This is a genomic window from Kaistia hirudinis, from assembly GCF_014196455.1.
Lineage (GTDB): Bacteria > Pseudomonadota > Alphaproteobacteria > Rhizobiales > Kaistiaceae > Kaistia > Kaistia hirudinis.
On sequence record NZ_JACIDS010000005.1, the window covers coordinates 356,106 to 380,845 of the forward strand.

At 67.1% G+C, this 24,740-nt stretch carries 24 protein-coding genes and 1 tRNA gene; 16 read left to right on the plus strand and 9 right to left on the minus strand.

What is annotated here, in order from left to right; translation table 11 throughout:
- Positions 1–7: 7 nt before the first annotated feature.
- On the minus strand, positions 8–937 hold the full coding sequence (locus GGR25_RS20240; protein WP_183400680.1) for a helix-turn-helix domain-containing protein: 930 nt from the start codon (positions 935–937) through the stop codon (positions 8–10).
- Between the two features lie 345 nt (positions 938–1,282).
- On the opposite strand from GGR25_RS20240, the gene GGR25_RS20245 reads away from it, so the two are divergent.
- From GGR25_RS20245 to GGR25_RS20280, 8 genes are all read left to right on the plus strand, one after another.
- On the plus strand, positions 1,283–2,731 hold the full coding sequence (locus GGR25_RS20245; protein WP_246410132.1) for an aldehyde dehydrogenase: 1,449 nt from the start codon (positions 1,283–1,285) through the stop codon (positions 2,729–2,731).
- Between the two features lie 95 nt (positions 2,732–2,826).
- Positions 2,827–4,086, plus strand: a complete 1,260-nt coding sequence (locus GGR25_RS20250) for an ABC transporter substrate-binding protein (protein ID WP_380146547.1) — start codon at positions 2,827–2,829, stop codon at positions 4,084–4,086.
- 79 nt (positions 4,087–4,165) lie between these two features.
- Positions 4,166–4,906 carry an ABC transporter ATP-binding protein gene (locus GGR25_RS20255; RefSeq protein ID WP_343068124.1) on the plus strand — a complete coding sequence of 247 codons (741 nt, stop codon included), beginning with the start codon at positions 4,166–4,168 and terminating at the stop codon, positions 4,904–4,906.
- Positions 4,903–5,628: an ABC transporter ATP-binding protein gene (locus GGR25_RS20260; RefSeq protein WP_183400683.1), complete on the plus strand. Its 726-nt coding sequence runs from the start codon at positions 4,903–4,905 to the stop codon at positions 5,626–5,628. Before GGR25_RS20255 ends, GGR25_RS20260 begins: the two co-directional genes overlap by 4 nt.
- Entirely contained in the window at positions 5,628–6,524 is an 897-nt protein-coding gene (locus GGR25_RS20265) for an ABC transporter permease subunit (protein WP_183400950.1), read from the plus strand. The genes GGR25_RS20260 and GGR25_RS20265 overlap by 1 nt, the downstream gene beginning before the upstream one ends.
- Positions 6,521–7,588 carry a branched-chain amino acid ABC transporter permease gene (locus tag GGR25_RS20270; protein WP_183400684.1) on the plus strand — a complete coding sequence of 356 codons (1,068 nt, stop codon included), beginning with the start codon at positions 6,521–6,523 and terminating at the stop codon, positions 7,586–7,588. Before GGR25_RS20265 ends, GGR25_RS20270 begins: the two co-directional genes overlap by 4 nt.
- 41 nt (positions 7,589–7,629) lie before the next feature.
- Positions 7,630–8,415, plus strand: a complete 786-nt coding sequence (locus tag GGR25_RS20275) for a coniferyl-alcohol dehydrogenase (RefSeq protein WP_183400685.1) — start codon at positions 7,630–7,632, stop codon at positions 8,413–8,415.
- 55 nt (positions 8,416–8,470) lie between these two features.
- Positions 8,471–9,913 (plus strand): aldehyde dehydrogenase, encoded by a 1,443-nt coding sequence (locus tag GGR25_RS20280; RefSeq protein ID WP_183400686.1) that lies wholly within the window; start codon positions 8,471–8,473, stop codon positions 9,911–9,913.
- A gap of 18 nt (positions 9,914–9,931) precedes the next feature.
- Here GGR25_RS20280 and pcaQ read toward each other — a convergent pair whose 3' ends face one another.
- Positions 9,932–10,852 carry a pca operon transcription factor PcaQ gene (gene pcaQ, locus GGR25_RS20285; protein WP_484496849.1) on the minus strand — a complete coding sequence of 307 codons (921 nt, stop codon included), beginning with the start codon at positions 10,850–10,852 and terminating at the stop codon, positions 9,932–9,934.
- A gap of 129 nt (positions 10,853–10,981) precedes the next feature.
- Here pcaQ and pcaD point away from each other — a divergent pair, with 129 nt between their 5' ends.
- The 5 genes from pcaD to GGR25_RS20310 are packed head-to-tail and all read left to right on the plus strand — an operon-like array spanning position 10,982 to position 14,634.
- Entirely contained in the window at positions 10,982–11,776 is a 795-nt protein-coding gene (gene pcaD / locus GGR25_RS20290; protein WP_183400688.1) for a 3-oxoadipate enol-lactonase, read from the plus strand.
- Entirely contained in the window at positions 11,763–12,164 is a 402-nt protein-coding gene (gene pcaC, locus GGR25_RS20295) for a 4-carboxymuconolactone decarboxylase (RefSeq protein WP_380146460.1), read from the plus strand. The genes pcaD and pcaC overlap by 14 nt, the downstream gene beginning before the upstream one ends.
- Before the next feature lie 39 nt (positions 12,165–12,203).
- The gene (pcaH, locus tag GGR25_RS20300; RefSeq protein ID WP_183400690.1) at positions 12,204–12,947 is read left to right on the plus strand and encodes a protocatechuate 3,4-dioxygenase subunit beta; all 744 of its coding nucleotides are present in this window, start codon (positions 12,204–12,206) and stop codon (positions 12,945–12,947) included.
- A gap of 1 nt (position 12,948) precedes the next feature.
- Positions 12,949–13,575, plus strand: coding sequence for a protocatechuate 3,4-dioxygenase subunit alpha (gene pcaG, locus GGR25_RS20305; RefSeq protein ID WP_183400691.1), 627 nt, complete (start codon positions 12,949–12,951; stop codon positions 13,573–13,575).
- A 9-nt stretch (positions 13,576–13,584) separates the two neighbouring features.
- The gene (locus GGR25_RS20310; protein ID WP_183400692.1) at positions 13,585–14,634 is read left to right on the plus strand and encodes a 3-carboxy-cis,cis-muconate cycloisomerase; all 1,050 of its coding nucleotides are present in this window, start codon (positions 13,585–13,587) and stop codon (positions 14,632–14,634) included.
- Here GGR25_RS20310 and GGR25_RS20315 read toward each other — a convergent pair whose 3' ends face one another.
- On the minus strand, positions 14,635–15,510 hold the full coding sequence (locus tag GGR25_RS20315; RefSeq protein WP_183400693.1) for a helix-turn-helix domain-containing protein: 876 nt from the start codon (positions 15,508–15,510) through the stop codon (positions 14,635–14,637).
- A 124-nt stretch (positions 15,511–15,634) separates the two neighbouring features.
- Here GGR25_RS20315 and pobA point away from each other — a divergent pair, with 124 nt between their 5' ends.
- On the plus strand, positions 15,635–16,804 hold the full coding sequence (gene pobA, locus GGR25_RS20320) for a 4-hydroxybenzoate 3-monooxygenase (protein ID WP_183400694.1): 1,170 nt from the start codon (positions 15,635–15,637) through the stop codon (positions 16,802–16,804).
- Positions 16,805–16,928: 124 nt separating this feature from the next.
- Here the strand turns inward: pobA and GGR25_RS20325 are convergent, their stop codons facing one another.
- The 4 genes from GGR25_RS20325 to GGR25_RS20340 all read right to left on the minus strand — a co-directional run bounded on the left by GGR25_RS20325 (position 16,929) and on the right by GGR25_RS20340 (position 20,976).
- Positions 16,929–17,693: an SDR family NAD(P)-dependent oxidoreductase gene (locus tag GGR25_RS20325; RefSeq protein WP_183400695.1), complete on the minus strand. Its 765-nt coding sequence runs from the start codon at positions 17,691–17,693 to the stop codon at positions 16,929–16,931.
- A gap of 11 nt (positions 17,694–17,704) precedes the next feature.
- Positions 17,705–19,345 (minus strand): GMC family oxidoreductase N-terminal domain-containing protein, encoded by a 1,641-nt coding sequence (locus GGR25_RS25070; RefSeq protein WP_183400696.1) that lies wholly within the window; start codon positions 19,343–19,345, stop codon positions 17,705–17,707.
- Positions 19,346–19,590: 245 nt separating this feature from the next.
- Positions 19,591–19,666 (minus strand) — tRNA-Ile (locus GGR25_RS20335).
- Positions 19,667–19,713: 47 nt separating this feature from the next.
- The gene (locus GGR25_RS20340) at positions 19,714–20,976 is read right to left on the minus strand and encodes an NAD(P)/FAD-dependent oxidoreductase (protein WP_183400697.1); all 1,263 of its coding nucleotides are present in this window, start codon (positions 20,974–20,976) and stop codon (positions 19,714–19,716) included.
- Positions 20,977–21,104: 128 nt separating this feature from the next.
- Between GGR25_RS20340 and GGR25_RS20345 the strand changes: the two genes are divergently transcribed.
- The gene (locus GGR25_RS20345) at positions 21,105–21,839 is read left to right on the plus strand and encodes an SIMPL domain-containing protein (RefSeq protein ID WP_183400698.1); all 735 of its coding nucleotides are present in this window, start codon (positions 21,105–21,107) and stop codon (positions 21,837–21,839) included.
- 1 nt (position 21,840) lies between these two features.
- Here GGR25_RS20345 and GGR25_RS20350 read toward each other — a convergent pair whose 3' ends face one another.
- Both GGR25_RS20350 and carA read right to left on the minus strand, forming a co-directional pair.
- Positions 21,841–22,767 carry a diacylglycerol kinase family protein gene (locus GGR25_RS20350; RefSeq protein WP_183400699.1) on the minus strand — a complete coding sequence of 309 codons (927 nt, stop codon included), beginning with the start codon at positions 22,765–22,767 and terminating at the stop codon, positions 21,841–21,843.
- A 15-nt stretch (positions 22,768–22,782) separates the two neighbouring features.
- Positions 22,783–24,012 carry a glutamine-hydrolyzing carbamoyl-phosphate synthase small subunit gene (gene carA / locus GGR25_RS20355; RefSeq protein ID WP_183400700.1) on the minus strand — a complete coding sequence of 410 codons (1,230 nt, stop codon included), beginning with the start codon at positions 24,010–24,012 and terminating at the stop codon, positions 22,783–22,785.
- A 271-nt stretch (positions 24,013–24,283) separates the two neighbouring features.
- Between carA and GGR25_RS20360 the strand changes: the two genes are divergently transcribed.
- Positions 24,284–24,736 carry a GatB/YqeY domain-containing protein gene (locus tag GGR25_RS20360; protein ID WP_183400701.1) on the plus strand — a complete coding sequence of 151 codons (453 nt, stop codon included), beginning with the start codon at positions 24,284–24,286 and terminating at the stop codon, positions 24,734–24,736.
- Positions 24,737–24,740 lie beyond the last annotated feature (4 nt).

Sequence of the window (24,740 nt, forward strand, 5' to 3'; positions counted from 1 at the left end):
CGGCGCCCTATGGCCAGGCGGCGAAGGAGGTCTGCTCGCTGGCGGGGCGCGTGCGCGGCGCGCGCTGGCGGTAGGCGGCGGGCGTCATGCCGGCGAGGCGCTTGAAGAAGCGGCTGAAATAGCTCGGATCGCGGAAGCCGAGGCTGTAGCCGATCTGCTCCACGGGAAGATCCGTCTGGATGAGGCGCGATTGCGCCTCCTCGAGCCGCCGTGTGTGGATGAGCGCGAGCGGCGTCTCGCGGGTGGCGCGCAGGCATGCATCATGCAGATGCGCGCGCGTCACCCCGAGGCGGTCCGCATACTCGTCGATGCCGAGATTCTCGCGATAGTGAAGCTCGACCAGTTGGCGAAAGCGCTGCACCGTCGCCGCGCCGCTGCCGCGCTGCACGATCGTCGTGCCGTGACCCGATGCCCGCCACAGATGCAGCAGCGCGATGCCGAGATGCAGCGCCATGAGCGCGCCGGCCGCCGGACCTCCCTCGCGCGATTCGCGCACCAGGGCACCGAGCGACATGCCGATCTCGCCGAGCTGCGGCGCGATCCGTTCCGCCGGCGCCACGGCCGCGCGCTCCAGCATCGGCCGCAGATGGGCCGCGATCGGGCTGTCGCCGACGACGCGCCAGGCGAAATCCTCGGCGATCGTGGCGGCGACGCCGTCGCTCCCCGCCTCGAGCCGGAACGCGCCTTCGACCGGGCGGGGCAGCCAGAGCATGAAGGGCGCTGACAGTTCGAGCTCGTGGCCGTCACGGCCGGCGAAGCGCGCCTGGCCGTGCAGGATGAAGAAGAGATGGCAGGTGCCGTTCGATCCGGGGCCTGCGATCGACCAGGTACGCTCAGCCAGCGCCGTCTCGACGCGGCTCGCGACCACCACGGCGCCGGCCCGCGCCGCCCTCTCCGGCCGCGTCGCCGGAGCAGCCCCTTGCGATGTCCGCTCCATGCCGCGCGGCCCCGATCGATGAAAACAAGCCCGGATTATCCACAAAAGTCCCATCTATGTCGAGAAAAGTGCATTCCACTCGCCACGGGAGTGGGCTTACCTAGTCATGTCAGTTCAGCCGAAGAGCTGAATGAAAGAAGCAGTATGGGAGAGGAGCTCCGGGAAAGACTTCGCCTTCTGAGGAGAAAGAGCGAAGGCCCCGCATCTTCAAAAATCTGAAGTCATCATAAGCGGTCGTTCTTGCGACGCCGCGAGACGAACTTCGCAATGCACAATCTCATCCCCTGGAAACATGCGTTTCCCGGCCCGGTCTTTTATGCGCTGTCGTCGGAGGAGGACGCCGTGCTGGATGTTCCGCTGCTCGTTCGCGATCGCGATCTGCCTGCGTCCAACGGCGCGGCCTTCGAGCGGCTCAATCCGATCACGGGCCAGGTCGCGAGCCGTGCCGCGGCGGCAACCCCCGACGATGCCGCCGGCGCCGCGATCGCCGCTGCATCCGCCTTTCCGCTCTGGTCGCGCCTCGGGCCGAACGAGCGGCGCGCGCGACTGATGGCGGCTGCCGACTGCATCGAGGCGAGGCGCGCCGACTTCATTGCATCGATGGCCGACGAGACTGGCGCGACGGCGGCCTGGGCCGATTTCAACGTCTCGCTCGGCGCCGCCATTTTGCGTGATGCCGCCGGGCTGACCACCTCGGTCGCGGGCTCGACGATCCCGTCCGACAAGCCCGGCATGATGGCCTTCGGCATTCGCCAGCCGGTCGGCGTCGTTCTCGGCATCGCACCGTGGAACGCGCCCGTCATTCTGGGGGTGCGCGCGGTCGCGACCCCGCTCGCCTGCGGCAATACCGTCGTCCTCAAGGCCTCCGAGCTCTGTCCGCGGACCCACCGCCTGATCGGCGAGGCGTTCCGCGACGCCGGGCTCGGCAGGGGCGTGGTCAACGTCGTCACCAACGCCCCGCCGGATGCCGCGCGCGTGGTCGAGGCGCTGATCGCGCATCCGGCCGTCCGCCGCGTGAACTTCACCGGCTCGACCCGGGTTGGCCGCGCGATCGCCGAAGTGGCGGCGCGCCATCTGAAGCCGGTGCTGCTGGAACTCGGCGGCAAGGCCCCCTTCCTGGTCCTCGACGACGCCGATTTGGACGAGGCCGTGAAGGCCGCAGCCTTCGGCGCCTTCATGAACCAGGGCCAGATCTGCATGTCGACAGAGCGGATCGTCGTCGACGAACGCGTCGCCGATGCCTTCGTCGAGAAGCTCGCGCAGAAGGCGGCGACACTCGTCGCCGGCGATCCGCGGCTCGCCAATACGCCGCTCGGCGCCGTCGTCGGGCTCGATGCGATCGAGCGCATCGACGCGCTCGTCAAGGACGCCTTGTCGAAGGGCGCCGTGCTGCGCGTCGGCGGACATGCCAATGGCACGCTGATGGACGCGACCGTGATCGACCGCGTCACGCCGGTGATGCGCATCTATGCCGAGGAGTCCTTCGGCCCCGTCGTCGCCATCGTGCGGGTGCGCGGCGTGGACGAAGCGGTCCGTGTCGCCAACGACACCGAATACGGGCTGTCCTCGGCCGTGTTCAGCCGCGACATCCGCCGCGCGATCGACGTCGCGCAGCGCATCGAATCGGGCATTTGCCACATCAACGGCCCGACCGTTCACGACGAGGCCCAGATGCCGTTCGGCGGCGTCAAGGCATCGGGCTATGGCCGCTTCGGAGGAGTCGCGGCCATCGCCGAATTCACGGAACTGCGCTGGATCACCGTGTCCGAGGCGCCCGGCAGCTACCCGATCTAACGATCGGCCTGCCAGCGCCTGTCATAACAGGGAGGAAGAGAATGACCCATGCCAAGAATGGCCTGATCGGATTCAGGCCGACCCGCCGCCAGTTGATGGCCGGCATCGGCGCCGGCGGCCTCGCGCTCGCGACGCAGGGCCGCGCCTTCGCGGCCGGCTCCGAGAACGTGCTGAAGATCGGCTTCGTCAGCCCCCGCACCGGCGCGCTGTCCGGCTTCGGGCAAACCGACGGCTATGTGCTCGACCTCGTCCGCAAGGCGCTGGCCAACGGCCTCGCCGTCGGCGACAAGACCTACGAGGTCCAGATCCTCGATGTCGACACGCAATCCGATCCTTCGCGCGCCAGCCAGCTCGCCAAATCGCTCATCAACAGCGACAAGGTCGACCTGATCCTCGCCGTCTCGACGCCTGAGACGATCAATCCGGTCGCCGACGCCGCCGAGGCGGCGGGCGTGCCGTGCCTGTCGACCGTCATGCCCTGGGAGGCCTGGTATTTCGGCCGCGGCGCCAAGCCCGGCGCGCCCTCGCCCTTCAAGTGGACCTATCATTTCGGCTTCGGCGTCGGCGAGTTCCACCGGACCTATGTCTCGCAATGGAACCTGCTCGAGACCAACAAGAAGGTCGGCGTGCTCTATCCCAACGACGCCGACGGCAATGCCGTGCGCGCCAATCTCGCGCCCCTGCTCGAGAAGGACGGGTTCACGATCATCGATCCGGGCGCCTATGAGGACGGCACGACGGACTATTCCGCCCAGATCGCGCTGTTCAAGAAGGAGAAGGTCGAGATCTTCAATTCCTTCCCGATCCCGCCGGACTTCGCCGCCTTCTGGCGCCAGGCCGCACAGCAGGGTCTGCGGAAGCAGTTGAAGATCTGCCAGGTTGCCAAGACCGGCCTGTTCCCGGACGGGATCGAGGCGCTGGGCAGCCTCGGCTTCAACATTGCGAGCGCCGCCTACTGGCACAAGACTTTCCCCTACACCTCCAGCCTCACCGGTGTCACGGGCATCGAACTCGCCGATGGCTACGAGGCGGCGACCGGCAAGCAGTGGACGCAGCAGCTCGGCGCGACGCTCGCGCTGTTCGACGCCGGAGCGGCGGCGGTCAAGGCGAGCGGCACCCCGACGGACAAGGCGGCGCTGGCCAAGGCGATCGCCACGCTCAACACCACCACCATCGGCGGCAAGGTCGATTTCACCAGCGGTCCCGTCCCCAACGTCTCGCCGGGCCCGATCATCGGCACGCAGTGGGTCAAGGCTCCGTCCGGGTCGAAGTTCAAGCTCGACTATGTCGTGACCGAGAATGTGACCGATCCGAACGTGCCCGTCGGCGCCAAGCTGCTGCCGCTGAACGGCTGAGATCGTACCACATTCGCCGCGCCGCCCGGCTTCTCGAACAGAGGTCGGGCGGGTCCGCCCCACCGGATGGAATGACGACGTGAACGAGGCAAGCAATCAGCCCATTGTCACGGTCTCGGGCCTCGAGAAGCGCTTTCGCGCGCTGGTCGTGCTCGATCAGATCGATTTCTCGATGCGAGCCGATGAGGCGGTCGGCATCGTCGGCCCGAACGGCGCCGGCAAGACGACGTTCCTGAGCGTCCTCGTAGGCGCGCACGCGCCCACCAGCGGCACGATCACCTTCGCGGGCGAGGACGTCACCCACCTTCCGGCGGCCGAGCGCAGCCGGCGCGGGATCATCCGCACCCATCAGATTCCACGCCCCTTCGGCGGGATGACCGTCTTCGAGAACGTCTTCGTGGCGGCCGCCAATGGCGGCAACTTCGCCCGGGAGGAAGCCTATGAGCGCGCGAGCGAGTCGCTGCGGCTCTGCGGCATGTTCCATCTCGCCAACCGGCGCGCCGAGACGCTCGGCCTTCTCGACCGCAAGCGCCTCGAACTCGCCCGCGCGCTCGGCACCAACCCGAAGCTGCTGCTGCTCGACGAGATCGGCGGCGGGCTCACGGACGGCGAGGCGAACGAACTGGTCGGCACGATCCGCGAGCTCCGCCATCGCGGCATCGCGATCGTCTGGATCGAGCACATCGTCCACATCCTGCTGCAGATCGCCGACCGGCTGATCTGCATGGATGCCGGCCGCATCATCGCCGACGGCGACCCGGAGACCGTCATGAAGACACCCGCCGTGGTCGAGGCCTATCTCGGAGGCAGCGTCGAATGAGCCTCCTCGAAATCCGCAATCTCGATGTGCGCCACGGCCTGCTCCAGGCGGTGCGCGACCTGAGCCTTTCCGTCGAGAAGGGCGAGACGATCGCGCTCGTCGGCGCCAATGGCGCCGGCAAGACGACGCTTCTCAGAACCATCGCGGGCGCCCATATGCCGGCCGGCGGCAGCGTCGTCTTCAACGGCATCGACATCACCACCATCCCGGCCTATCGGCGCGTCGGCCTCGGCGTCGCCTTGGTGCCGGAGGGGCGGCGCCTGTTCGGCCAGATGAGCGTCGAGGAGAACCTCGTGCTCGCCCGCTCCGCCGGACGGCGCGGCGACTGGACCGTCGAGCGCGTGCTGGAGGCATTTCCCAATCTGAAGCCCCGCCGTCACGCGAAGGCCGGCAATCTCTCCGGCGGCGAGCAGCAGGCGACCGCCATCGGCCGCGCGCTGATGACCAATCCGGAAGTACTGATCCTCGACGAGGTCTCGCTCGGCCTCTCCCCGCTCGCCGTCGACCGCGTCTACGCCTCGCTGCAATCCCTGATCGGCGGCGGGACCACCATCATCCTGGTCGAGCAGGATCTGCGCCGCGCCATGCGCGTCGCAGACCGCATCGTCTGCATGCTCGAAGGTCGCATCGTGCTCGAAGGCAAGCGCGGCGAGATCAGCCGCGAACAGGTGTCGGAGGCGTATTTCGGCCTCGGCACCGACAAGGGGAGGGTTCACGCATGATGATCTGGGTGAACCAGATCGTGCAGGGCATCCTGCTCGGTGGCTATTACGCGGTGATTGCCTGCGGGCTGTCCTTCATGTTCAGCGTCATGCGCATCATCAACCTGGCGCATGGCAGCCTCGCGATCGTCGCGGCCTTCGGTCTCTACGTGCTGGCCGACCAATTTGGCTTCGATCCATTCGGCGCGCTCATCATCGTGCTGCCCGCCATGGGCGTGATCGGCTGGGTGCTGCAGCGGACCATCCTTGAGCGCAGCCAGCGCGGCGGCATGCTGGTGCCGATCCTGTCGACCTTCGGTCTGTCGATCGTCATCGACAACCTGCTGTTCGAGCATTTCGGCGCCGATACGCGTTCGCTCGCGCCCTATATCGACGAATTGTCATGGGACAGCTGGCAGCTCACCGACGACATCTCCATCGGCAAGCTGGCGGCCATCACCTTCGTGACGGCGGTCCTGATCCTCGGCGGCCTGCAGCTCTTCCTGACGCGGACCCAGCTCGGCCGCGCGATCCGCGCCACCGCCGAGGATCCGGATACGGTCGGCCTCATCGGCATCAATGCGCGGCGCGTCAATGCGGCCGCGGCGGCGATCGCCATGCTCACGGTCGGCGTCGCCGGCGCCTTCCTCGGCATGCGTGCGACCTTCGATCCCTATGCCGGCGGCCCGCAGCTGATCTTTGCCTTCGAGGCGGCCGTTATCGGCGGTGCCGGCTCGCTCTGGGGCACGCTGATCGGCGGCATCGTGCTCGGAGTCGCCCAGAGCATCGGCGCCCAGATCAACCCGCAGGGCTTCCTGATCACCGGGCATGTCGTCTTCCTGGTGGTGCTCCTCGCCCGCCTGCATGTCGACGAGATCGGCACCCGTTTCCGCAAGACCATGAGGCGTTCGGCATGAGCCTTGACCAGACCATCCGCATCGAGCGCTGGACGCCTCTGTCGCGGGCGGCGATCCTGATCGCCGCGCTCGTCCTCGTGTTGCTCGCCGCAGGGCCGCTGCTGTTCAGCAACAACGCCATCGACAAGCTGACGACGCTGTTCATCTACGTGATGCTCGCCGTGTGCTGGAACGCGCTCGCCGGCTATGGCGGGCTGGTCTCGGTCGGCCAGCAGGCGTTCTTCGGCCTCGGCGCCTATGCGGCGGTGCGCCTCGCCGATGCCGGCCTCAGCGTCTATCCGGCGCTCGTCATCGCGGCCGTGCTCGTCGCGATCGTGTCGCTGCCAATCTCGGCCTTCATGCTGCGCCTCAAGGGCGGCGAGTTCGCGATCGGCATGTGGGTCGTGGCCGCGCTCTGCCACCTGCTCGTCAATCTCGACTCGCTCGTGCAGGGCGAGACAGGAACCTCGCTGATCGCGCTCAATGCCTATGAGGCCGATACCCGCCACGCCCTGACCTATTGGGTGGCGCTCGGGTCGATGACGGCGATCCTCGCGATCCTGTTCGCGCTGCTTCGGAGCCGGGTCGGCTCCGCGATCCAGGCGATCCGCGACAATGAGGAGGCCGCGGCCTCGGTCGGCGTCCGGGTGATGTCGACCAAGCGCATCATCTTCGTTTTCGCCGCCTTCGGCGCGGCGCTGGCCGGCGCGCTCTGGCTCGCGACCGCCATCACCTTCCAGCCCAAGACCTATTTCGGGGTCCAGTGGACGGCCTACATGATCTTCATGGTGCTGGTCGGCGGGCTCGGGACATTTGAAGGGGCGATCCTCGGCGCGGTGATCTTCTTCGTGATCGAGGCGTGGTTCGGCGCGTCCGGCGTCTGGTACCTCGTCGGCCTCGGCGCAACGGCGCTGGTCTTCGCCCTGTTCCTGCCGCGCGGCCTCTGGGGCTGGCTGGAGCGGCGCTACGACCTCGCGCTCCTCCCGCTCGGCTACCGCGTGACGATCGGCGGGCAACCGCCGTCCCGTGAGCGGACCCCGCAAGGCGGTCCCGCCGCGCCGGCCCCGACCGGCAACGCCGGCTGATCCCGACCTCCATTCGACGACCGAAGTAGAAAGGCAGTTCCATGCTGTTCGGCAAAACCATCCTCATCACCGGCGTCTCGTCCGGCATCGGCGCGCGCACCGCGGAGCTGGCGCTCGCGCTCGGCGCCGACGTCATCGGCGTGGACCAGCGTGCGCCCGGCGCGGCGATCGCATCGTTCATCGAGGCGGACCTCTCCGCGCCGGCCTCGATCCAGAGCCTTGTCGAGCGCCTGCCCCAGCGCATCGACGGCCTCGCCAATGTCGCTGGCGTCTCGGGTACGCTCGGGGCGGCCAAGACCATCGCCATCAACTTCTACGGCCTGCGCGCCCTGACCGAGGCTGTCGCGCCGCGGATCCGCGAGGGCGGCGCCGTGGTCAATGTCGCCTCCATCGCCGGCTATGGCTGGCGCGCCAATCTCGAACGCACCAAGGGCCTCGTCGGCGCGCAGGGCTTCCCGGATCCGGATGCGATCGTGAAGGAATTCGCGATCGCCGAGGGCGAGGGCTACCCGGTCTCCAAGGAGGCGCTGCTTCTGTGGACCCAGCGGGCGGCGCATCAGAAGCTGTTCCGCGACCGCGACGTGCGCGTCAATTCCGTCAGCCCCGGCCCGGTGACGACACCGATCCTGAAAGAATTCCGCCAGGTCTTCGGCGATGCACGCGTCGACAGCGACATCACCCGCGTCGGCCGCGCCGGCAACGCGCCCGACATCGCCCCGGCGATCCTGTTCCTGCTGTCCGACGGCGCGCGCTGGATCAACGGCGCGAACCTGCCCGTCGATGGCGGGCTCGAAGCCTCGATCAACGCGGACGTCATCGGCTTCTGACCGAGCACCGGACCTCTACGGCGCCGAAGGCGCCGACGACACAAGGAGACACGACATGAAGATCGGCTTCATCATTGACGGGACGGCGGCCGACGCCGCATCCGGCGCCACCTTCGACCGCAAGGACCCCGTTACCGGCGCCGTCGCGACGAGCGCCGCCGCGGCGGGCGTCGCGGACGTCAACAAGGTCGTCGCCTCGGCGGCCAAGGCCTTCGAGACCTGGTCCGAAACCGGCCCGAGCGAACGGCGCGCGCTGCTGCTCAAGGCGGCTGACCTGCTCGAAAGCCGCGTCGACGACTTCACCCGCCTGATGCTGGAAGAGACCGGCGCGACCGCGCCCTGGGCCGGCTTCAACGTGCACCTCGCCGCCGGCATCCTGCGCGAGGCGGCGGCGCTGACCACGCAGATCACCGGCGAGGTCATCCCGTCCGACAAGCCCGGCATCCTGTCGCTCGCCATCCGCCAGCCGGCCGGCGTCGTGCTCGGCATGGCGCCCTGGAATGCGCCGGTCATCCTCGGCGTCCGCGCCATCGCCGCGCCGCTCGCCTGCGGCAACACCGTGATCCTGCGCTCTTCCGAGGCTTGCCCCGGCACCCACCACCTGATCGGCCAGGTTCTCAACGACGCCGGCTTCCCCAAGGGCGTCGTCAACGTGATCTCGAATGCGCCGGCCGATGCGGCGACGATCGTCGAGACGCTGATCGCGCATCCGGCCGTGCGCCGGGTGAACTTCACCGGTTCGTCCAAGGTCGGCAAGATCATCGCCAAGCTGGCGGCCGAACATCTGAAGCCGGTGCTGCTCGAGCTCGGCGGCAAGGCGCCCTTCGTCGTCCTCGATGACGCCGATATCGATCAGGCGGTCAATGCCGCGGCCTTCGGCGCCTTCCTGAACCAGGGCCAGATCTGCATGTCGACGGAGCGCTTCATCGTCGACGAGAAGGTCGCCGACGAATTCGTCGCGAAGCTCGCTGCCAAGGCGTCGCACCTGCCGGCGGGCGATCCGCGCGGCCATGTGGTGCTCGGTTCGCTGATCGACCTGAAGGCCGCCGAGCGCATGGATGATCTGATCGCCGATGCGGTGTCGAAGGGTGGCGTGGTCGTGGCCGGCGGCAAGCGCGACGGCTCGATCGTCGAGGCTACGGTGATCGATCACGTCACGCCTGCCATGCGGATCTATTCCGAGGAGTCGTTCGGCCCGGTGAAGCCGATCATCCGCGTCAAGGGCGTCGATGAGGCGGTGCGCGTCGCGAACGACACGGAGTACGGTCTCTCGTCGGCGGTGTTCGGGCAGGACATCAAGCGCGCGCTCGCCGTGACCAAGCGGATCGAGACCGGCATCTGCCATATCAACGGCCCGACCGTGCATGACGAGGCGCAGATGCCCTTCGGCGGCGTGAAGTCGTCCGGCTATGGCCGTTTTGGCGGCAAGGCCGTGATCGCCGAATTCACGGAGCTGCGCTGGGTCACCATCGAAGGCCCGCAGCAATATCCATTCTGACAACGGCAGCGCATCGGCTCAACGGGGGCCGATGCGCTCCGCCACGACGGCGCGCACGGACTGCGCGAACAATTGGACCGGCAGCGAAGGCGGCGTGTCGGTTCGCGTCGTCAGGCCGACGGGACCGAGCGTATCCGACATGTCGGCGGGAAGCCGCATGAGCAGCCCATGATCGATGTCGTCGACCACGACACCCTCGGAGATGATCCAGACCGCGTCGCTCGATCTCGTGTAGCTGCGGGCGAAGGAATCCGACACCGTCTCGATCTCGTCGGCCAGAGGCCCGATCGCATTGGCTACGAGGAAGCGGTCGACGGTCGGGCGGATGATCGAGCCGGGCGGCGGCATCAGCACCTGATAGCCGCCGATCGCGCCGATATCGAAGACGCTCGGCTGCAGCAGGGGATGGCCCGGCCGCACCACGAGCGCGATCCGCTCGGAATAGAGATGCTCGAACGAGAACCCCTTCATTACGTCGGGCTCCGCCATGCGCCCGATGACGAGATCGACTTCGCCGAGCCGCAGCTGCGAGATGATGTAGCCGTTCGGCCCGGTGATGATGCGCGGCTTCATGCCGTAGCGCTGCGCCGAGAAATGGGTGACTGCCGCCGGCAGGATGCGCGCCGAGACGGTCGGCAGCGCACCGACGGTGAAGGAAACCCCTCCCTCGACCTGCGTGACCGACTGCATGCCCTGCTTGAGCGCCGTGATGCTGGCGCCCGCATAGCGCAGGAATACCTCGCCGAAGCTGGTCGGCACGAGATTGCGCCTGCTGCGGTCGAACAGCTCGACGCCGAGGATGGCCTCGAGTTCCTGGATCGTCTTGGATGCGGCCGGCTGGCTGAGGCCGAGCATCGACGCCGCCCCGCTGACGCTCTTTAGCCGCGCGACCTCGAGGAAGCAGGTGAGATGCCTGAGCTTGATCCTCCCATCCAGCAGGTCCCCGCGCATCTCCGGCATTTCATGACCCATAGGTTATACAACGGCACCGATATGTCATTTTACATGAATTCTGGACGGGCGTAATGCTGCTTGCGGTAGCATGATCGCTGGGGACCCGACACCATCATGGCCTTCTCGCGACTGAACGATCACGTAATCCACTGGGACGATTCCGGGCAGCCGGACCGGCCGGCGGTGCTGTTCGCCAATTCGCTCGGTACGGATCTCAGGGTCTGGGATGCGGTCGCGGCCGAGCTCGGCAAGCGCTGGCGTGTCGTCCGGCACGACAAGCGCGGCCACGGCCTTTCCGACGCGCCGCCCGCTCCCTATTCGATCGACGATCATACGGACGACGTCCTCGCGCTCGCCGACCAACTCGGCATCGCCTGCTTCGCCTTTGTCGGCCTGTCGATCGGCGGGCTGATCGGCCAGAACCTTGCGCTCCGCGCTCCCGAACGGCTCTCCGCCCTGGTGCTCGCCGACACGGCCGCCAAGATCGGCACGGCCGAGAGCTGGGCCGCTCGCATCGGCGCCGTCGAGACCAACGGCCTCGCCTCAATCGCCGATGGGGTGATGGAGCGCTGGTTCACGGTGCGCTTCAGGAGCGAGCAGCCGGTCGATCTCGCCGGCTGGCGCAACATGCTGATCCGCACGCCGGATGCCGGCTATATCGGAAGCTGCACCGCGATCCGCGACGCCGACCTTACCGACCGGATCGGCACGATTGCGATACCGACCCTTGCGGTCGCGGGCGACCAGGATCTCTCGACGCCGCCCGACCTCGTTCGTGCGACCGCCGATCGCATTCCCGGCGCGCGCTTCGAACTGATCACCGGCTCCGGCCACATCCCGCCGGTCGAGCAGCCGGCCGCACTCACGGCCCTCATCGCGCGCCATCTCGAGGAACATGGACATGTCTGAACCCTCCGAGCGCTACAAGACCGGCATGAAGACGCGCCGCGCCGTCCTCGGCGCGCACTATGTCGATGCCGCGGTCGCCGCGACCGACGAGTTCAATGCGGATTTCCAGACGCTGATCACCGAGAGCGCCTGGGGCTCGGTCTGGTCGCGCGAAACGATCAGCAAGCGCGAGCGCTCCATGCTGACGATCGCGCTGCTCGCGGCGCTCGGCCATCATGACGAAGTCTCGATGCATGTCCGCGCGACGAAGAACACCGGCGCGAGCATCGACGACATCAAGGAAGCGCTGCTGCACGTGGCGATCTATGCCGGCGTGCCGGCCGCCAACCACGCCTTCAAGATCGCCCGGACGGCGCTTGCCGAACTGGACGCGGAATCAAAGGCCTGAGCCGGCCGGCTCGGCCACGGATGGGAAGGAGGTCCCGCCATGCGCAATGACAACACGACCTATCAGGACGGCGCGTTCTTTCAGCGCGACCGCGCCTGGCACCCGCCGGCCCTCACGCCCGACTACAAGACGTCGGTGCTGCGATCGCCCAAGAACGCGCTGATCTCGCTGGGCAACACCATCTCCGAGATGACGGGCCCCGTGTTCGGCCACGCGATGATCGGACCGCTCGACAACGACCTGATCCGCAACTACGCGACCACGGGCGATCCGATCGGTCCGCGCACCATCGTCTATGGCCGCGTGCTCGACGAGAACGCCCGGCCGGTTCAGGGCGCGCTGGTAGAATTCTGGCAGGCCAATGCCGGCGGGCGCTATCGCCACAAGAAGGAAACCTATCTCGCGGCCATCGACCCGAATTTCGGCGGCTGCGGGCGCACGATCACGGATGATGAGGGCCGCTACTGGTTCCGCACCATCAAGCCCGGCGCCTATCCCTGGCCGAACGGCGTCAACGACTGGCGCCCGGCGCATATCCATTTCTCGGTCTTCGGCCACGCCTTCGCCCAGCGCCTGATCACGCAGATGTATTTCGAGGGCGATCCGATGATCTGGCAGTGCCCGATCGTGATGGGCATTCCGAGCCGTGAGGCGGTGGAGACGCTGATCGCGGCGCTCGACCGCGAGGCCTCGCTGCCGATGGACACGCTCGCCTACAAGTTCGACATCGTGCTGCGCGGTCGCCGCTCGACCATGTTCGAGAACCGCAGGGAGGGGAATTGAAATGGTCCAGCGCCTCGACCGCCTGAAGGAGAGCCCGTCGCAGACTGCGGGCCCCTATGTCCATATCGGCACCACGCCGCACTTCATCGGCATCGACAATGTCTACCCCGTCGACCTCGGCTCACTGCCGGTGCCACCCGAAGTCAAGGGCGAGCGGATCGTGATCACCGGCCGCATTTTCGACGGCAGCGGCAACGCACTCCGCGACGCGCTGATCGAGATCTGGCAGGCCGATGCGAACGGCCTCTATCCCGGCCGCGGCGAGCATCGCGGCACCGCCGATCCGGCCTTCTCCGGCTGGGCGCGCCAGCCGGTCGACGGTACGACGGGCATTTACCGCTTCGAGACCATCAAGCCCGGCTCGGCCCCCTATTCCGACGGCAGGCCGATGGCGCCGCACATCACATTCTGGATCGTGTCGCGCGGCATCAATGTCGGCCTGCACACGCGGCTCTATTTCGGCGACGAGGAAGCGGCCAATGCGGCCGACCCGGTCCTCGGCCGGATCGAACTCAAGAGCCGCGTGCCGACCCTGATCGCGTCTCGCTCGGATGAAAGCGGTGTTCCGACCTACACCTTCGACATCCGCCTGCAGGGCGAGAACGAGACCATCTTCTTCGACATCTGACAGGCCGCCATGCGCTCGCTCGTGCTCCGTACCCTCGCCGGCGATGGCGAAATCGAAACGGCGCTCTCGGATGAAGCCGAGATCGCCGCGATGCTCGATTTCGAAGCTGCACTGGCGGCGGCGGAAGCCGACGTTGGATTGGTGCCGCAGCAGGCTGCGAACGCGATCGAAGCCGCGTGTCGAAGCATCGCGATCGCGCCCGACGCCCTCGCGCCGGGCATCGAGAAGGACGGTGTCATCGGCCCGGCGTTCGTGGCGGTGCTGCGAAAGGCCGTCGGCGCCGAACATGGCCGATGGCTGCATCTCGGCGCGACGAGCCAGGACCTGACCGACACCGCGCTCGTGCTGCGGATGCGCGACGTGATCGCGATCCTCGGACGCCGCCTCGACGCACTGCTCGACCTGCTGCGCCGGCTCCGTGACGAGGCGGCCGCGACGCCGCTGATGGCGCATACGCGCATGCAGCGCGCACTCCCCTTCACCGGCGGCGACAAGGTCGATAGCTGGATGCGCCCGCTGGCGCATCTGCGCGAAAGGCTCGCCTCCGTTCGCGAAGAGCTTCTGGTGATCCAGTTCGGCGGCCCGATCGGCACGCGCGAGGGGCTGAACGGTCTCGGCGACCGCGTCGCCGAAGGCCTGGCCGGCCGCCTCGGCCTCGCGCCAGCCCCCGTCTGGCATTCGGCGCGCCAGCGCATCGTCGAATTTGGCGACTGGCTGTCGCTTGTCTCGGGCACGCTCGGCAAGATCGGCATCGACATTGCGCTGATGGCGCAGAACGAAGTCGGCACCGCGATCATCGCCGGCGGCGGCGCCTCCTCGGCCATGCCACACAAGTCCAATCCGGTCGCGGCCGAGCTTCTGATCGCGCTCGCCCGCTTCAATGCCGGCCTCTGCGGCACGCTGCATCAGGCGCTGGTGCACGAGAACGAACGCTCCGGCGCGGCCTGGACGCTCGAATGGCTCGTCCTGCCCCAGATGGCCGTCACCACGGGCGCCGCGCTGCGCCACGCGCTGGGGCTGGTCGAGGCGCTGACGCTAAGGGCGGAACCCACGCGCTGATCAGGCCGCAGCGCGATAGTCAGACGGTGCGACACCGGCGCGCGCCGCGAAGAAGCGCGAGAAATAGGCTGGATCGGAAAATCCAAGTGCGAAGGCGATCTGGGAAACCGGCATCGACGTGTAGACGAGGTGTCGCCGCGCCTCGAGCATCATGCGGTCATGGATGACGCGCACCGCCGACAGGCCGAGCGTTTCCCGGCAGGTGCGCGACAGATGCGGCACCGAGACGCCAAGGCGCCGCGCATAGGCCTCCAGCGGACGATGGCTGCGGAAATCGGCTTCCACGCATTCGATGAAGCGTCCGACCAGCGCCGCGTGGCCATCCCTGGGCGGCGCCGAATCGGCCCGCGCCCGTCGCGTGGCACGCCAGAACCAAAGCGCAATCAGCCCGGCATGGGCAGTGAGCGCCACCTCGCGCCCGCCCTGGTTCCGCGCGAATTCGGTCAGCGCCGCCTGCATCACGCCGGCAAGCTCGGCGTATTCGGCATCGTCGAGGCCCAGGCCGAACACCGCGGGACGCATGAGTTCGTTATGCGCGTCCGCCTCCGCATCGAACAGCCGGCGGAGGCCCAGTTCGGCGATGCTGGCGACGAAGCCGTCGGTGCCGCGCTCGAAACGGAACTCATGGATGTGAAGCGGCGGCATCAGCACGGCCGTGCCGGGCGCGAGCCGATGGTCAACCCCGTCGATGCGCGCCGTGCCGCCGCCGCGAGCGATGAGAAAGAATTGATGCAGGCTTTGGTGCCGGTGCGGCTCGATCCGCCAGTCATGCAGCGTGCTGCGCGAGACGATGGTCTCGATATGCAGCGCGTCGGGAAAGCGATCCGTCCGCCGCTCGCCATAGAGCCAATAGGCAGGGACGGATTGATCCGACACCGCGATCTCCGATCGATTTGTCCAAGACACTGCGCGAATGCTCCATTCATGTCAACGGAGTTCAGCGCGACACTGCCCTCAGGATCGGCGCGCGCACGAGCGTCGCGCCATGGGAGGATAAAAAATGCGCACGCAGGTCGCCATCATCGGCGCAGGACCGTCGGGACTGCTGCTCGGGCAGTTGCTCGCCCGCCAGGGCATCGACAATGTCATCATCGAGCGCCGCAGCCCCGATTATGTGCTCGGGCGCATCCGCGCCGGCGTGCTCGAGCAGGGCATGGTCGATCTCCTGGACGAAGCCGGCGTCACGGAGCGCCTGCACCGCGAAGGGCTGGTCCATGACGGCTTCTCGATCGCCTTCGGCGGCGGGCGCCACCGCATCGACCTGAAGGGGCTCACCGGCGGCAAGACGGTCACCGTCTATGGCCAGACGGAGGTCACGCAGGACCTGATGGAAGCCCGCTCGGCCCTCGGGGCGACGAGCTTCTACGAGGCCGACGACGTCGCGCTGCATGATTTCGACGGCACCTCGCCCCTCGTCTCCTTCTCGCTCAATGGCGTGCGGCACGAACTCGCCTGCGATTTCATCGCCGGCTGCGACGGCTTCCACGGCATGTCGCGCAAATCCGTGCCGGCCGGCGCGATCCAGGAGTTCGAGCGCGTCTATCCGTTCGGCTGGCTCGGCCTGCTCGCGGACGTGCCGCCGGCCGAGCACGAACTCGTCTATGCCAATAGCGAACGTGGCTTCGCGCTCTGCTCGATGCGCTCGATGACGCGCAGCCGCTACTATGTTCAGGTGTCGCTCGACGAGCACGTTGAGGACTGGTCGGACGAGCGCTTCTTCGAGGAACTGCGCCGCCGCCTGCCGGACGATGTGGCGACCAAGGTCACGGCCGGGCCGTCGATCGAGAAGAGCATTGCACCGCTAAGGAGCTTTGTCGCCGAGCCGATGCGCTTCGGCCGGCTCTTTCTCGCCGGCGACGCGGCGCACATCGTGCCGCCGACCGGCGCCAAGGGCCTCAACCTGGCAGCGAGCGACATCCATTATCTGTCGCACGGCCTCGCGGAATATTACGGCGACGGTTCGATGGCGGGCCTCGACGCCTATTCGTCCCGCGCGCTCGCCCGCATCTGGAAGGCGGAGCGCTTCTCCTGGTGGATGACCACCGTCCTGCACCGCTTCACCGACACGCCCTTCGACCGGAAGATCCAGCGCGCCGAGCTCGACTATGTCGCGAGCTCCGAAACCGCCCGCGCGGCCCTGGCCGAGAACTATGTCGGCCTGCCGTATTGAGGCCAATGCCCCCGACATGCGCGCAGGCATCGGAACAGCGTCTTCGGATCAATGTCGTCGCGAGCCTCAATCTGAGAACACGCTGCATGGGCACGAGGATCTTATCCGTGTCGCTTCGATGCTTTCACCGGCTCGTATAGCCGCCGTCGATGACCAACACCTCCCCGGTGACGTAACGGGACGCTTCCGAGCAGAGATAGACGGCGGCGGCGCCGATGTCCCTTGGCGTGCCGATCATCGGCAGCGGCGTCATCGCCCTCCAGACGGGCGACCATTCCGGGTTGGCGAGACCACCGGCTGTCATATCGGTTTCGATGTAGCCGGGCGCGATCGCGTTGGCTCGAATGCCTTCGCCGGCATATTCGCTGGCAATGCTCTTCGTCAGCATATGCACCGCCGCCTTCGACGCGTTGTACGCCGCCTGCGACTGCGGAATGTTGGAGATGTAGCCCGAGATGGAGCCGATATTCAGGATGACGCCACTCTTTTGCCGGCGCATCGTCCCGAGGGCCGCCTGGCAGGCTCTGAACACGGCATCGACATTGATGTCCATCAGCCGCCGATAGTCGGCTTCGGCAAAGCTGTGCGTGTCGCCGTGATAGGCAATCCCGGCATTGTTGACGAGGATGTCCAGCCGGCCATGCAGGGCCGTCGCATCGGCAACAAGCTTGGCCGGCGCCGCCGGGTCCTCCATGTCGGCCTGAATATACGACACCTTGTGTCCGGCCGCTTCGAGCGATGCCATCACGTCCGGCTTGGGCAGCCGCGACGAGAGGATGACATGGGCCCCCACGTCGGCGAGCGCCTCCGCTATGCCAAGCCCGATGCCACGGGTGGCGCCAGTGACCAGGGCAACCTTGCCGGAGAGGGAAAACAGATCGAGGATCATGGTCCCATTCCTCAGTTTGTCGTCGTGGGTTGATCGAGCCCGAGTATGAAATCGACGCAGCGATCGCCCAGCATCATGGCCGGGGCGGTCGTATTGCCGGCATTGATATTGGGCACGGCCGAAAGATCCGCGACCCGCAGATTGTCGACACCGCGAACCCGAAGCCGGGCGTCCAGCACTGCCATCGGATCGCCATCCGCCCCCATGCGCGCCGTGCTGGCCGGATGGTAGTTGGTCTTGACGAACCGGCGGCAATGCTCCGCCATGACGTCGTCGCTCAGATCCGGACCGGCCGGCGCTATGACCTTTTCAACGCGTTTGCCCAGCGGCCCCGAAAGCAGGACATCGCGGAAGAAGCGCTGCCCCGCGACCATCGTCGCCATATCGTCCGGGTGCTGGAGCAGGTGCGGAGACACCAGTGGTGGCGCGGCCGGATCGGCCGAACGAAGCTGGACATATCCGCGCGACTTCGGCTTGGCGACGACCGTCGTGATGGTGACGCCATAGGTATCGTCGAACACTTTCAGGAGATCGCGATCGAGATAGACGATCGGGACGCAGAAGGCCTGGATGGTCGGCGGCGCATCGCGGTCGATCGGGTTGATGAAGGCGCCCGCCTCGAAGCCCGTCGAAAGGATCCGGCCATTGCGGAACAGCTTGAAGTTCAAGCCGTTCATCAGCATCCGCCAGCCGACGCCCTGCCGGTAATACCCGTAGGGGCCATTGGCGATCGAGATGACCGGAACTTCCGGATGATCGATCAGGTTCTGTCCGACACCCGGCAGGTCGACGAGGGTCTGGATCCCGTGCGCCTTCAGATGAGCCGAAGGCCCGATGCCGGACAGCATCAACACTTTGGGGGTAACGAGGGAGCCGGCGGTGAGGACGATATCGCCCTTCGAGAAGACCGTATGCTCCTGCCGCTTCGCGTCGGTATAGGTGACGCTGACGGCACGGCCGTTCTCGAAATTGATGCGCGACACCGCGGCGCGCAGGCGCACCGTCAGCCGCGTGTCGTTCTTGAGCGGTTCGATATAGGCGTAGGCCGCGCTCGACCGTTTCCCGGCCCGATTCATGAACTGGTAGAAGCCGACCCCGCGCTGCGTCGGTCCGTTGAAATCCGGATTGTACGGTTCGCCCTTTTCCTGGACGCTCTGGACGAACCATCGCGAGACGTCGTCGACATATCCGGGATCGGAAACCAGCAAGGGCCCGTCACTGCCGTGCAGCTCATTGCTCAGCCGGTTATTGCCTTCAATGCGGCGAAAGTGCTTGAGGACGGTCGACCACCCCCAGGATGCACCTTCATTGTTCCCGCGAAGGATCTCTTCCCATTCATCATAATCCGAGGGGCGGCCGCGCATATAGACCTGCGCATTCACCGACGTGCCGCCGCCGAGGACGTTGCCCTGCGGAATGTCATGGACCCGGTCATGCAGGTGCGGCTGCGGCACCGTGTGATGATAGGTCATGTATTTCGAGCCGTTGATCATCTTGAAGATGCCGGGCGGCATGTCGAGCAAGGGATGGTGGTGCGAATATCCTGCCTCGAGCAACAGGACCCGGCGATTGCCGTCTGTCACAAGGCGGGCAGCGGCGACGCACCCGGACGCCCCGCCGCCGATAACGATATGATCGAATGTCTCAGACACCACGCGCTCCCTCGGGATAGTCTTCTCTTTATCTTTGGAAGGGCTCGCGGATACGCGCTGGCCCCTCGAAGCGCTGTTCTACGGCCGTCCCCCGTCCCCGCCCGTGTCGCGCTATCCGATATTTGGTCTGCCGGCGCGACACGCCTGTCAATACGCCGGATGAGCATACGCGCGCGGCGCACCATGGCGCCTGCTGACCGCGCCGTCTTCGGGGTCTCAACAGAGACAATTTTGGCTGGAGAGGTTGGTGGGCCCACCAGGACTCGAACCTGGAACCAGACCGTTATGAGCGGTCGGCTCTAACCATTGAGCTATAGGCCCTGCGCGACGATGCCTAGCGTCTTTGCCAGGGCTTGTCGACCCGCTGTTCAGCCGTCGTCATCGGGGAGATCGCGCTGGGTAATCAGGCGTGCGCCGCGCCGGCCGCTGGTGTGAATCCAGAGCCAGTTGAGCGCCACGGCGAGGCGGTTGCGGACGCCGATCAGGAAGAAGATGTGGGCGATGCCCCAGAGCCACCAGGCGAGCGCACCCTTCAGGCGGATCCAGCCGAAATCGACCACGGCGGCGCTGCGCCCGATCGTGGCGAGGCTGCCCTGATCGCGATAGTGGAAGCGGTGGATCGCCATGTCGCCCGTGAGCCGCGCCCGGATCGTCGCGGCGACATGGGCGCCCTGCTGCTTGGCTGCTGGCGCGACGCCGGGGACCGGCTTGCCGTCGGAGACCAGCATCGCGGTGTCGCCGATCACGAAGATCTCCGGATGGTCGGGCACCGTCAGATCCGCCTCGACCATGACGCGCCCGGCGCGATCCTTGGCCGCGCCGAGCCAGTCGGCCGCCGGTGAGGCCTGTACGCCGGCCGCCCAGATGACGGTCGCGGCGTCGATCCGTTCCGCGGCGAGCATGACGCCCTCCGCATCGACGCGCGTAACCGCGGTGCCGGTCCGCACCTCGACCCCGAGGCGTTCCAGCGCCTTGCGCGCATAGGCCGAAAGATCCTCGCGAAAGGCGGCGAGGACGCGCGGCCCCGCCTCGACCAGCACGACACGGGAATCCCGCGGATCGAAGGCGCGGAAATCGCCGGGCAGCGTGTGGCGCGCGAGCTCCGCGATCGTACCGGCGAGCTCGACGCCGGTCGGGCCGCCGCCGACGATGACGAAGGTCAGCAGCGCGGCGCGCTTCTCGGCCGAGGTTTCGCGCTCCGCCCGCTCGAACGCCATCAGGATGCGGCGGCGGATGGTGGTCGCATCCTCGAGCATCTTGAGCCCGGGCGCATGCCGCTCCCAATCGTCATGCCCGAAATAGGCGTGACGCGCGCCGGTGGCGACGATCAGCACGTCATAGGGGATCGCGGCGCCGTCTTCGAGCTTCACCTGCCGCGCTTCCGCATCGATGCCGACCACGGTGCCGAGCAGCGTGGTCACATTGCGGGCGTCGCGCAGGAGGCTGCGAATCGGCCAGGCGATCTCGGACGTGGCGAGCAGCGCCGTCGCAACCTGATAGAGCAGCGGCTGGAACAGATGATGGTTTCGCTGGTCGATGAGGGTGACCGAAACCGGCGCGCCGGCAAGCCCCCTCGCGGCGGCGAGACCGCCGAAACCGCCCCCCAGAATGACGACGCGCTCGATGCTCATGCCCCCGCCCAGCGTTGGATTGATCACGAGATATGGCATCCGCCCGTGCCGGTGCCATCGTAATGCCTGCTTATCCAGCAATAGCCTCCAAACTGCCACTTGTAGACAGCCAAAGGAGTAATGCTGCCATGACGCCGATCTCGAAGGCCCGCATCACCTGCCGGACCCTGCTGCTGGCCGGCGCATTCGCCGCGGCCTTCGCCGCCCCGGCATTCGCCCAGTCGGCGCCCGTCGTGCCGACGCTGACCTCTTTCGGCAATGGCACCGCCAGCGCCGCCCCGGACATCGCGGTCGTGACGCTCGGCGTCGTCTCCGAGGCACCGAATGCCAAGGACGCCCTCGCCGCCAATGCGACCGACATGACCGCCGTGGTCAAGACGATCGCCGAGGCCGGCATCGACAAGAAGGACGTCGCCACCACCGGTCTCTTCGTCGAGCCGATCTATTCCGATGCGAGCAAATCGCCCGACGGCCAGTCGGCGATCACGGGCTATCGCGTGTCGAACCAGCTCACCGTGCGGATCCGGAACCTCGAATCGTCCGGCCCGCTGCTCGACAAGGTGATCGCCGCCGGCGCCAATCGCGTCAGCGGCATCGCGTTCGAGATCGGCAAGTCCGACGAGCTGCGCGACGAAGCCATCAAGGATGCGATCGCGGATGCGCGCTCCAAGGCGGAGCTGATGGCCAAGGCCGCCGGCGTCAAACTCGGCCGGATCCAGTCGCTCAACGCCAATGAGAATGGCGTCCAGCCCGTGTTCCGCGCCGCGATGATGGCGAAGGATTCGGCGCCGACCCCGGTCATGGGCGGCACGCAGGAGATCGGCGCGACGGCGACGATCGTCTTCGAGATCAAGCCGGACTGATTCAGTCCGCGACGGCGGCCGGCGGCACCAGGATCTGGAGCGCGCCGGCCATCGTCTCGAAGACCAGCGGCGTCTGCAGCCGCGCGAGTTCGCCGTCGATCGAAACCCAGAGCCGGGGACGATGGCTCCGCACGGTCAGGTGCGGCGTATCGATCGAGTTGATCGCCGGATTCTCGCGCCATTGGCCGGCCAGAATATCGAACGCCGCCTCAAGGCGCGGACCAATGCCCGCCCCTTCCGCGAAATGCACGTCGAGAACGCCTTCGTCGAGGCGCGCCCGCTCGAAGCCGTTCGCCGAGAGGCGGTTGTTCGAGACGAGCAGCGCATAGGCGGAGACGTCCTTGTTGCCCTTGGCCGTCTCGATCGCGAGCTGCAGCACGCCGGCCCGCGTGAAGGCACGCCAGGTCGCCCGCGTCGCCGCGATATAGCGCGAGAAGGGCAGGCTCGAATCATCGCGCACCGCGGCGCGCGCCCGCGCCACTTCCGCGAAATAGCCGAGCCCCGCGAGCGTGTGGAAGATGCGGCCGTTGACGCGTCCGAGATCGATCCGCTGCGGCTTCGCTTCCGCGAGCGCGGCCAGCGCCGGCTCGAGATCCTGCGGCATGCCGAGGCTGCGGGCGAGGAGGTTCATCGTGCCGAGCGGCAGCACGCCGAGCACCGTGTCGCCGCCCGCGAGCTTGCGCGCGGCATAATTCACCGAGCCGTCGCCGCCGCCCACGATGATCGTGCCGCATCCGCGGGCCACGGCGCGATCGATCGCCGCGATGAAGCGGTCGCCTTCGGCAAGCTCGATCGTGATCGGTTCGCTATGCCCCGCGAAGGCGTCGCGCACGACGCCCTCGACATCATCGGGCCGGCGGTCGCGGATGGTTCCGGCCCCGGCATTCAGGATGACGACGGTTTCGTTCGAAGTCGCCGCACCCGTCACGGGCTTCTCCTCGGTTCAGCCCTGCTCCGGAAGGGGCGCCTCGCCCTTGCGCGCGCGCATCAGATTGACGAAGCGCGTGAAGAGATAATGGCTGTCCTGCGGACCGGGCGACGCTTCGGGATGATACTGCACCGAGAAGATCGGCTTGTCCTTGACGCGGAGCCCGCAATTCGAGCCGTCGAACAGCGAGACATGGGTCTCCTCGACGCTCGCCGGCAGGGAGGCCGAATCGACCGCGAAGCCGTGATTCATCGAGGTGATCTCGACCTTGCCCGTGGTCATGTCCTTGACCGGGTGGTTCGCGCCGTGATGGCCCTGATGCATCTTCTTGGTATCGCCGCCGAGCGCGATGCCGAGCATCTGATGGCCGAGGCAGATGCCGAATAGCGGCACATCGGCCGCGATCACGTCCTTGATCGCCGGCACGGCATATTCGCCGGTCGCCGCCGGATCGCCGGGGCCGTTGGAGAGAAAGACGCCATCCGGCTTGTGCGCGAGGATGTCTTCGCCCGTCGCCGTCGCCGGCAGCACGGTGACCTCGCAGCCCGCCTCGGTCAGCAGGCGCAGGATGTTGCGCTTGATGCCGTAATCGACCGCGACGACCTTGAACGTGGACGCGTCCTGCCGGCCGAAGCCCTCTTTCCAGACCCACGGCGTCTCGTCCCAGCGGAACGACTGGCCCGTGGTGACGTCCTTGGCGAGATCCATGCCGACGAGACCCGGCCAGGCCGACGCCTCGGCGCCGAGCGCCGCGCGATCGAACACGCCGTCCGGCGCATGCGCGATCACGGCATTGGGCATGCCCTTCTCGCGGATCAGCGCGGTCAGCGCGCGCGTATCGACGCCGGTGATGCCGATGATGCCGCGCGCCTTGAGCCAGAGGTCGAAACCGCGGAGCGCGCGATAGTTCGACGGGCTGGTGATGTCCGTCTTCAGGACGCAGCCGCGCACGCCCGAGGCCGAGGCCATGTTGACGGTCTCGATGTCCTCGTCATTCGTGCCGACATTGCCGATATGCGGGAAGGTGAAGGTGATGATCTGCCCGGCATAGGACGGGTCGGTCAGGATTTCCTGATAGCCCGTCATCGCCGTGTTGAAGCAGACCTCGCCGACGGCATGGCCGATCGCACCGATCCCTCGCCCCTCGATGGTCGTTCCGTCGGCGAGGATCAGAAGCGCGGTCGCCTTGGGCTCGGCCCACGCATCCTCACCCCAGGCATCATCGGCGGTCGTCACATCGGTCATCGGCTGTCCATTGCGTTCGGCGGGCTGGCCCTCGATATAGGGAGCCATCTGCGCACGACAAAACGCGGCCGGACCACAAAGGTTCGCCGCATGTCGCGCCGGCGCGGAAACTAGGAGAAGCGCCTTTTGCCGTCAAGCGGCGCGTCGAAAGGCAAAGTCTTTCGGTTTCAAAGCCTTAGCCGAATCCCGGCTGCGATTGTGGTTGAAGGCGCCCGGCTGCGCCCCTATGGTGCGCCGGATTTTCCGCCAAAAGAGAGCTCAGGAGAGAGCCATGCGTGAGGCCATCACAGCCGATCTGAAGACGGCGACGCTCGCCCGGGACAAGCAGCGCACGGGCGCGCTCCGCCTGATCAGCGCCGCGATCAAGGACCGCGACATCGTCGCCCGCGGCGCCGGCCAGCCCCAGGCGAGCGATACGGAGCTCGTCGACCTGCTCGCCAAGATGGTCAAGCAGCGGCTCGAATCGGCGCGCATCTATGAAGAGAACGGCCGCGCCGAACTCGCCGAGCAGGAGCGCGCCGAGATCGCCGTGATCGAGCACTATCTGCCGAAGCAGCTGTCCGAGGACGAGGCCAAGGCCGCCATCGCCAAGGTGATCGCCGATACGGGCGCCGCGGGCGTCAAGGACATGGGCAAGGTCATGGCCGAGCTCAAGACGCGCCATGTCGGCCAGATGGACTTCTCCAAGGCGAGCGCGGCGGTCAAGGCGGCGCTCACCGCTTGAGCGC

Bases quoted from the DNA above. Each gene is read 5' to 3' on its own strand.
- pcaH (WP_183400690.1), top strand. From the start codon at position 12,204: ATGCGCAATGACAACACGACCTATCAGGACGGCGCGTTCTTTCAGCGC.
- pobA (WP_183400694.1), top strand. From the start codon at position 15,635: ATGCGCACGCAGGTCGCCATCATCGGCGCAGGACCGTCGGGACTGCTG.
- pcaG (WP_183400691.1), top strand. From the start codon at position 12,949: ATGGTCCAGCGCCTCGACCGCCTGAAGGAGAGCCCGTCGCAGACTGCG.
- GGR25_RS20265 (WP_183400950.1), top strand. From the start codon at position 5,628: ATGATCTGGGTGAACCAGATCGTGCAGGGCATCCTGCTCGGTGGCTAT.
- GGR25_RS20275 (WP_183400685.1), top strand. From the start codon at position 7,630: ATGCTGTTCGGCAAAACCATCCTCATCACCGGCGTCTCGTCCGGCATC.
- carA (WP_183400700.1), bottom strand. From the start codon at position 24,012: ATGACCGATGTGACGACCGCCGATGATGCCTGGGGTGAGGATGCGTGG.
- GGR25_RS20325 (WP_183400695.1), bottom strand. From the start codon at position 17,693: ATGATCCTCGATCTGTTTTCCCTCTCCGGCAAGGTTGCCCTGGTCACT.
- pcaC (WP_380146460.1), top strand. From the start codon at position 11,763: ATGGACATGTCTGAACCCTCCGAGCGCTACAAGACCGGCATGAAGACG.
- GGR25_RS20250 (WP_380146547.1), top strand. From the start codon at position 2,827: ATGGCCGGCATCGGCGCCGGCGGCCTCGCGCTCGCGACGCAGGGCCGC.
- GGR25_RS20280 (WP_183400686.1), top strand. From the start codon at position 8,471: ATGAAGATCGGCTTCATCATTGACGGGACGGCGGCCGACGCCGCATCC.
- GGR25_RS20360 (WP_183400701.1), top strand. From the start codon at position 24,284: ATGCGTGAGGCCATCACAGCCGATCTGAAGACGGCGACGCTCGCCCGG.
- GGR25_RS20310 (WP_183400692.1), top strand. From the start codon at position 13,585: ATGCGCTCGCTCGTGCTCCGTACCCTCGCCGGCGATGGCGAAATCGAA.
- GGR25_RS20345 (WP_183400698.1), top strand. From the start codon at position 21,105: ATGACGCCGATCTCGAAGGCCCGCATCACCTGCCGGACCCTGCTGCTG.
- GGR25_RS20340 (WP_183400697.1), bottom strand. From the start codon at position 20,976: ATGAGCATCGAGCGCGTCGTCATTCTGGGGGGCGGTTTCGGCGGTCTC.
- GGR25_RS20270 (WP_183400684.1), top strand. From the start codon at position 6,521: ATGAGCCTTGACCAGACCATCCGCATCGAGCGCTGGACGCCTCTGTCG.
- pcaD (WP_183400688.1), top strand. From the start codon at position 10,982: ATGGCCTTCTCGCGACTGAACGATCACGTAATCCACTGGGACGATTCC.
- GGR25_RS20260 (WP_183400683.1), top strand. From the start codon at position 4,903: ATGAGCCTCCTCGAAATCCGCAATCTCGATGTGCGCCACGGCCTGCTC.
- GGR25_RS20240 (WP_183400680.1), bottom strand. From the start codon at position 937: ATGGAGCGGACATCGCAAGGGGCTGCTCCGGCGACGCGGCCGGAGAGG.